This window comes from Nostocoides sp. (assembly GCF_035343835.1).
In the GTDB taxonomy this organism is placed as follows: domain Bacteria; phylum Actinomycetota; class Actinomycetes; order Actinomycetales; family Dermatophilaceae; genus Nostocoides_A; species Nostocoides_A vanveenii.
The window spans coordinates 1-6,363 of sequence record NZ_DAOQZV010000189.1 but is presented as its reverse complement, the minus strand read 5'-3'; the positions used below and the strand labels follow the sequence as shown (position 1 = coordinate 6,363).

3 protein-coding genes are annotated in these 6,363 nt (G+C 69.4%); all 3 read right to left on the bottom strand.

Annotated elements, in window-relative coordinates; all coding sequences use genetic code 11:
• On the bottom strand, nt 1-2,121 hold a 2,121-nt coding region (gene valS, locus PKH97_RS12400; protein WP_324387788.1), incomplete at its 3' end, for a valine--tRNA ligase.
• 89 nt (nt 2,122-2,210) lie between these two features.
• A complete protein-coding gene (locus PKH97_RS12395; RefSeq protein WP_324387787.1) occupies nt 2,211-5,492 on the bottom strand; it encodes a DEAD/DEAH box helicase in 3,282 nt (1,093 codons plus the stop codon).
• A 9-nt stretch (nt 5,493-5,501) separates the two neighbouring features.
• Nucleotides 5,502-6,363, bottom strand: an 862-nt coding sequence (locus PKH97_RS12390) for an ATP-binding domain-containing protein (RefSeq protein ID WP_324387786.1), incomplete at its 5' end; no start/stop codon positions are given.

Genomic DNA, 6,363 nt, shown 5'->3' with positions numbered 1-6,363 from the left:
GAAGAAGCTCTCGGTGACCTCCAGGCTGCGGGTGAAGTCCCACGCCTCGAAGCCCGCGGTGGCTCGGGCCACGACTTCGCGCAACCCGGCGAGCATCGCCAGGTCGAGCGGCTCGGTCACGACGGCCGCGAGGTCGCCGGTGACATCGCCGAAGCCGAGGGCGAACTTCGTCGCGTTGAGCAGTTTGATCGCCAGGCGCCGGCCGACCTTCATCTGGCCGATGTCGTAGGCCGCGTCGGTCCCGAGCCGGCCGCTGGCCGCCCAGTAGCGCACCGCGTCGGAGCTGTGCTCCTTGAGGGTGTCCTCGGGCGTGACCACGTTGCCCTTGGACTTGCTCATCTTCTTGCGGTCCGGGTCGAGGATGAAGCCGGAGATCGCGGCATTGGTCCACGGGATCGAACCGAACTCCCAGTGCGCGCGCACCACCGTCGCAAAGAGCCAGGTGCGGATGATGTCGTGCGCCTGGGGGCGCATGTCCATCGGGAAGAGGTGGCCGAAGAGTTCGTCATCCCGGCGCCAGCCGAGCGCAATCTGCGGAGTCAGCGACGAGGTCGCCCAGGTGTCGAAGACGTCGGGGTCGCCGACGAAACCGCCGGGCTTGCCGCGCTGGTCCTCGGTGTAGCCGGGCGCCGGCTGGGCCATCGGGTCGACCGGGAGCATCTCCTCGCTCGGCAGAATGTAGTTGTCCCACACCGGTTCCCCGTCCTGGTCCAGCGGATACCAGACCGGGATGGACGGGCCGAAGAAGCGCTGCCGCGAGACCAGCCAGTCGCCATTGAGGCCGGCCACCCAGTTGGCATAGCGGCTGCGCATGAAGGCCGGGTGGAAGGCGATCTGGTCTCCGCGCGCGACGAGTTCGGCGTTGAGTTCGGGGTCGCGCCCGCCATTGCGGATGTACCACTGGCGGGTGGTGACGATCTCCAGCGGCTTCTCGCCGCGCTCGTAGAAGTTCGCCTTGCGCTGGGTGGCCGTCGGCTCGCCGTCGAGGTCGCCGGATGCCCGCAGCGCGGCGACGATCGCCTCCCGTGCTCCGTATGCCGTTTTACCCGCCACCTGCTCGGCGTACAGCGCCTCGCCGGGGGTGCCGACGAGCCATTCGGGGCTCTCGTGGTGCATCCGGCCGGTGCGGGTGATCAGCGACCGGGTGGGCAGGCGCAGCTCGCGCCACCAGAGCACATCGGTCAGGTCGCCGAAGGTGCAGCACATGGCGATGCCGGCGCCCTTGTCCATCTCGGCGGCCGGGTGCGCGAGCACCGGGATCTCGACCCCGAAGAGCGGCGAGGTGACCGTGGTGCCGAAGCGGGCGGCATACCGCTCGTCGTCGGGGTGGGCGATGAGCGCGACCACGCTGGGGATGAGTTCGGGGCGGGTGGTCTCGATGTAGACCGGCCCGTCGGCGGCGTGGAAGGCGACCCGGTGGTAGTGGCCGGGGTAGTCACGGGCTTCCAGCTCGGCCTGCGCGACGGCAGTCTGGAAGGTGACATCCCACAGGCCCGGCGCCTCGGACTGGTAGGCCTCGCCCCGCTGGACATTGCGGATAAAGGCCCACTGGCAGGTCGCGCGCGAGCGGTCGTCGATGGTGCGATACGTCTGGTCCCAGTCGAAGGAGAGGCCGAGGCGGCGGAAGGTGGACTCGAAGCTCTTCTCATCCTCGATCGTGCGCTCTTCGCACAGTTCAAGGAAGTTGCGGCGGCTGATGGGCTGCTCATCGGCGGACTTGATCGAGCGGGCGGTGCCGCGATGGGGCGGCTCATAACCCTCGACATACGGCAGGGTCGCATCGCCGCGCACGCCGTAGAAGTTCTGCACGCGCTTCTCGGTCGGCAGGCCGTTGTCGTCCCAGCCGATCGGATAGAAAACCTCCCGGCCCAGCATCCGCTGGTAGCGGGCTATGCAGTCGGTGTGGGTGAAGCTGAACACGTGCCCCATATGCAGGCTGCCGCTCGCGGTCGGCGGCGGGGTGTCGATTGCGAAGCTCTGGTCGCGGGGGAGGGACAGCGCGCGAGCGCGGTCGAAGGCGAAGGTGCCTTGCTGCTGCCATACGACCCCCCACTTCTCCTCGAGTCCGTCGAGCGTGGGCCGCTCGGGGATGGCGCGAGGCGAGGCGGGTGTGGTGGTCATGGTGTCGGATTCTTTCATCCGCCCGGGCGTGCCCTCGACCACATATACGGCACCCTTGGCGCACCTACTCTCGCACCGGGGCCGGCAGCTCAGTCGGCGTCGAGTAGCGCCCGGATGTCGTCGGCCGTGATCTGGCCCGACATCGCCCCGCCTTCATCGACAACGCGATCGAAGAGATCTCGCTTGCGCTGTTGCAACTCCACGACCTTCTCCTCGATGGTGCCGGTGGCAATCAGCCGGTAGACCATGACCATCTTGGTCTGACCGATCCGGTGGGCGCGGTCGATCGCCTGAGCCTCGGCGGCGGGATTCCACCACGGGTCGAGGACGAAGACATAGTCGGCCTCGGTCAGCGTCAGACCCACGCCGCCGGCCTTGAGTGAGATGAGGAAGGCGTCGGCGTTGCCGGTGCGGAAACGTTTGACGACGTCGGCCCGGTTGCGGGTCGCGCCGTCGAGATATTCGGTGCTGATGCCCGCCTCGGCCAGGTGGCTCTCGACGCGGCGCAGAAAGCCGGTGAACTGGCTGAAGACCAGCGCCCGGTGGCCCTCTACGCGCAACTCCTGAAGCTGCTCGATGAGGGCTTCGACCTTGGCCGGCCGGCCCGAGCCCCACTTCTCGGCGTCGATCAGCGCCGGATCCAGGCTCAGTTGCCGCAGCCGGGTCAGCGAGGCGAGGATCGCGACCCGGTTGCCGACCGGGTCGTCGAGCAGGCCGAGGACGCGCTGGCGTTCGCGCTGCAGGTGCTGGTCGTAGAGGCGTCGGTGCGCCGGAGTCAGTTCGACGGCGAGCCGCTGCTCCTGCTTCGGAGGCAGGTCGGCGGCCACCATCTCCTTGGTGCGGCGCAACATCAGCGGCTTGATCCGGCGGCGCAGCCGGTGAAGCATCTCGGGCGACTCGCCCGACTCGATCGGGCGACGGTAGTGCTCGATGAACCGGTCGGCGCGCGGATACAGGCCCGGCGCGACGAGAGCGAGCAGCGACCACAGGTCCATCAGCGAGTTCTCTAGCGGGGTGCCGGTCATCGCCAGGGTGAACGGCGCGCCGATCGTGCGCAGCATGTGGTGCGTCTTGGCCTGGTGGTTCTTGACGTATTGCGCCTCGTCGAGGACCAGTCCGCGCCAGCTTGCCGCGGCGAAGTCGTCCCCGTCGATGCGAGCGACGGCGTAGGACGTGACCACCAGGTGCGCGCCCGAGCTCGCCTGCGCGACCGACGAGCCGCGCCGCTTGGCCGTCTCGGCGAGCACGGTGACGCGCAGCTCGGGGGCGAACTTCTCGGCCTCGCTCGCCCAGACGCCGAGCACGCTGGTCGGGGCGACGACCAGCACAGGATTGTCGAGTTCTCCTGCGGCCCTGGCTCTTTCGAGCAGCGCTATGGTCTGGAGCGTCTTTCCCAGGCCCATGTCATCGGCGAGGATGCCGCCGAGGCCGGCGTCCCAGATGCTGGCCAGCCAGCGATAGCCGTCGACCTGATAGGGCCGCAGGGTCGCCTGCAGGCCCGCGGGAACCGGGGCTGGCTCGGCGACGGCGAGGTCGCGCAGCCGCTCGATGCTCGCGGTCCAGGCGGCGCTGTCGACGGAGGTGAAACCGAGTTCGGCAAGGTCGTCCCAGAGCCCCACGTGATAACGCGAGAGGCGCATCGGCCGGCCGGGGTCGACCAGTTCGCGAGCCTCGGCGATCAACTCGCGCAGGCGGTCCAGGGCGGGGTCGTCCAGGCGGAACCAGGTGCCCGAGTCCAGCAGCAGGGCATCGTCACCGGCCGCGAGTGCTCTGAAGAGCGGCTCGAACGGCACCTGCTCCTCACCGACAGTCACCGAGACGCCCAAGTCGAACCAGTCGGTGTGCCCGTCGGCGCCGTCGCGGAGCGTGACATCGATGACCGGGGCCTCGGTGGCCTCGGTGAAGCTGGTCAGCTCGTCCTCGACCACCAGATGGATATCCGGCTCGGCCTCGAGCTCGGGCAGGACATCATTCATGAAGCGGACGGCGGCCATCGCGTGGAGGACCACGCGATTGGCCAGATCCCAATGCCCGGCGTATTCGGTGCCCCGGCGCATCCGGGCCGATGGGATGGCGTCCAGGACGTCCAGGCTGGCGATAAGTTGCTGCTCAGCGCCGTGGTCGTGCGGCAAGAGAGCGCCGCCGTCGGCGGTCAGGATCGTCCCGGAGGGGGCGGCATACGCGATGTCGAGGGCGAGCTCGATGTGCTGAGGGGTGGGGGTCGCGACCCGCACGCGGACGATCGGGCGGGGTTGTTCGGGGATGGTGACGCTGGCATCGCGCGAGGTCACGCGGACCTGGCGGCTGAGGCGGGGCAGATAGAGGTGGACGAAGCGGTCGGTGTCGGCGCCGGGGATCCGCAATTCGCCGTGCCGGGTGAGCAGGTCCGTCAACTGCGGGTCGATCTCGGCCTCGAGCCCGAGGAGGGCCAGGCCGTCGCGCGTTTGAACGGCCAGGCCGTGTGGTGGCTCCCCGAGGATCTGTACGCCCTGGACTGGGCCGAGGTCCCCGCTTGCGTCCACGGTGGTGCGCAGCACGATCTCGTTGTCGTCCCGGGTGGCGTCGATGACGATCCGTCCGGGCTCGCGGATCAGGCGCAGGTCACCGTTCACATTGGGGCCGGCCAAGAGTTCGACGCCCGACTCGAGGGCCTGACGCAGCAGCGGCCAGACGCGGATCCCGAGTGCGCCGAGATAGATCTCGGAGGTCGTGTAGAAGTAGCCGTCGCGGCCGCCGGCGATCCGATGTAAGTCGTGGATGGCGCGCAGGGCGCTCAGGTGGGTGCGGTTCATCGGCATTCGCGACCCACCGGGGGAGGCGAGTTCGGACCACGTCAGGTTGCGCGCCCACTGCCCGGTCTTGGTACGCCGGGTCGGGCGGAGGGCGATGCGAGGCTGGCCCATCATCGCACGGTAGTTCGCGGCAACCGGCAGCGGGTCGATGATCAGGCCCAGTCCAGGCGCGGTGTCTTTGGGCTCCGCTCGCTCCTCGATCAGCCGCCGCAGCGCCTGCTCCCAGTCCGGGGTGACCGGCCCCGCGTTCGCTTCGGCGAAGCGGGCCCGGGCATAGAGGAGGACAGCCACCGTGTGCTTGCAGTCCGTGCCGACCGGGCAGCTGCAGCGCGACGTCCAGCGTGGACCCGGGCCCCGGTGGGTGTCGGTGACCGTGATCAGCGTCTGATAGGGGCGGCTGCGCGTGCCCTCGACCTCGGCGAGCAGCATCCGGCCCCGGTCAGCAGAGGTCAGATTGCGGACCATCCCCGAATCGGCATAGCCGCGGCCGCGCACGAAGGTCCCCGGGTCGACCTGCCGACTGATCAACTCGTCGGTCAACTCACCCAGCCACGTGGCTGCGGCGATGGGCGAGTTCATCCGCTCAAACTAACTCTGCGGACTCAGTGTCGGGAAATCCTGGGTCAAGCGCTGACGCAAGCCCGAAGCGCGCACGCTACGGCGTGCAAGGCCTTCACCGATCGCGGCGGGGGTGCCGATCACGGTGACCTCGCGTTGGGCCCGGGTCACGGCGGTGTAGATGAGCTCTCGGGTCAGCAGGGGCGAGTCCATCTCGGGCAGCACGACCGTGACGTGCTCGGCCTGGCTGCCCTGGCTCTTGTGGACCGTTGCGGCATACATGGTCTCGACATCGCTGAAGCGCGCGACCGCGATCTCCCGGGTCTGCGTGCCGCGGTCGAACGCGGCGATCAGCCGCCCGTCGCGGCGCAGGACAACGCCGGTGTCGCCGTTGAAAAGGTCCATGCCGTAGTCGTTCGTCGTGACCAGCAGTGGCCGGCCGGGATAGTAGGCCGCCCAGAAGTTGTCATCGACCCGTTCGCTGAGCCACTGGGTGACGAGGCGGTTCCAGTGCGTGACCCCGACCGGGCCGGTGCGGTGGGCGCACAGCAAGCGATGATGCGCGAGCGCGTCGAGAGCGCCTCGCGCGTCGCCATCGAGGGCCCGCTCACGCAGGGTCAGCGCGGAGGCGACGAGCAGGGCCTTGCGCGGCTCGGCGTTGGGGATCAGCGTCGCCTCCGGCGCGCCGCCCGTGAGCAGGCGGAGGGTGGCCGCTGCGTCACCGGCGCGGATCGCTTCGGCAAGCTCGCCGATGGTGCCCCCGAAACGATACGTATGCCGCAGCCGGGCCACGCTCTGGACCGGGCTCGGCGCTGCCGCCGGCACGTCCTCGATGACGGCGGGACCGACGTCCCCGTCCTGGGAGGGGCTCGGCGCCGCGGACGCCCCGTCG

Bases quoted from the DNA above. Each gene is read 5' to 3' on its own strand.
- PKH97_RS12395 (WP_324387787.1), bottom strand. From the start codon at position 5,492: ATGAACTCGCCCATCGCCGCAGCCACGTGGCTGGGTGAGTTGACCGAC.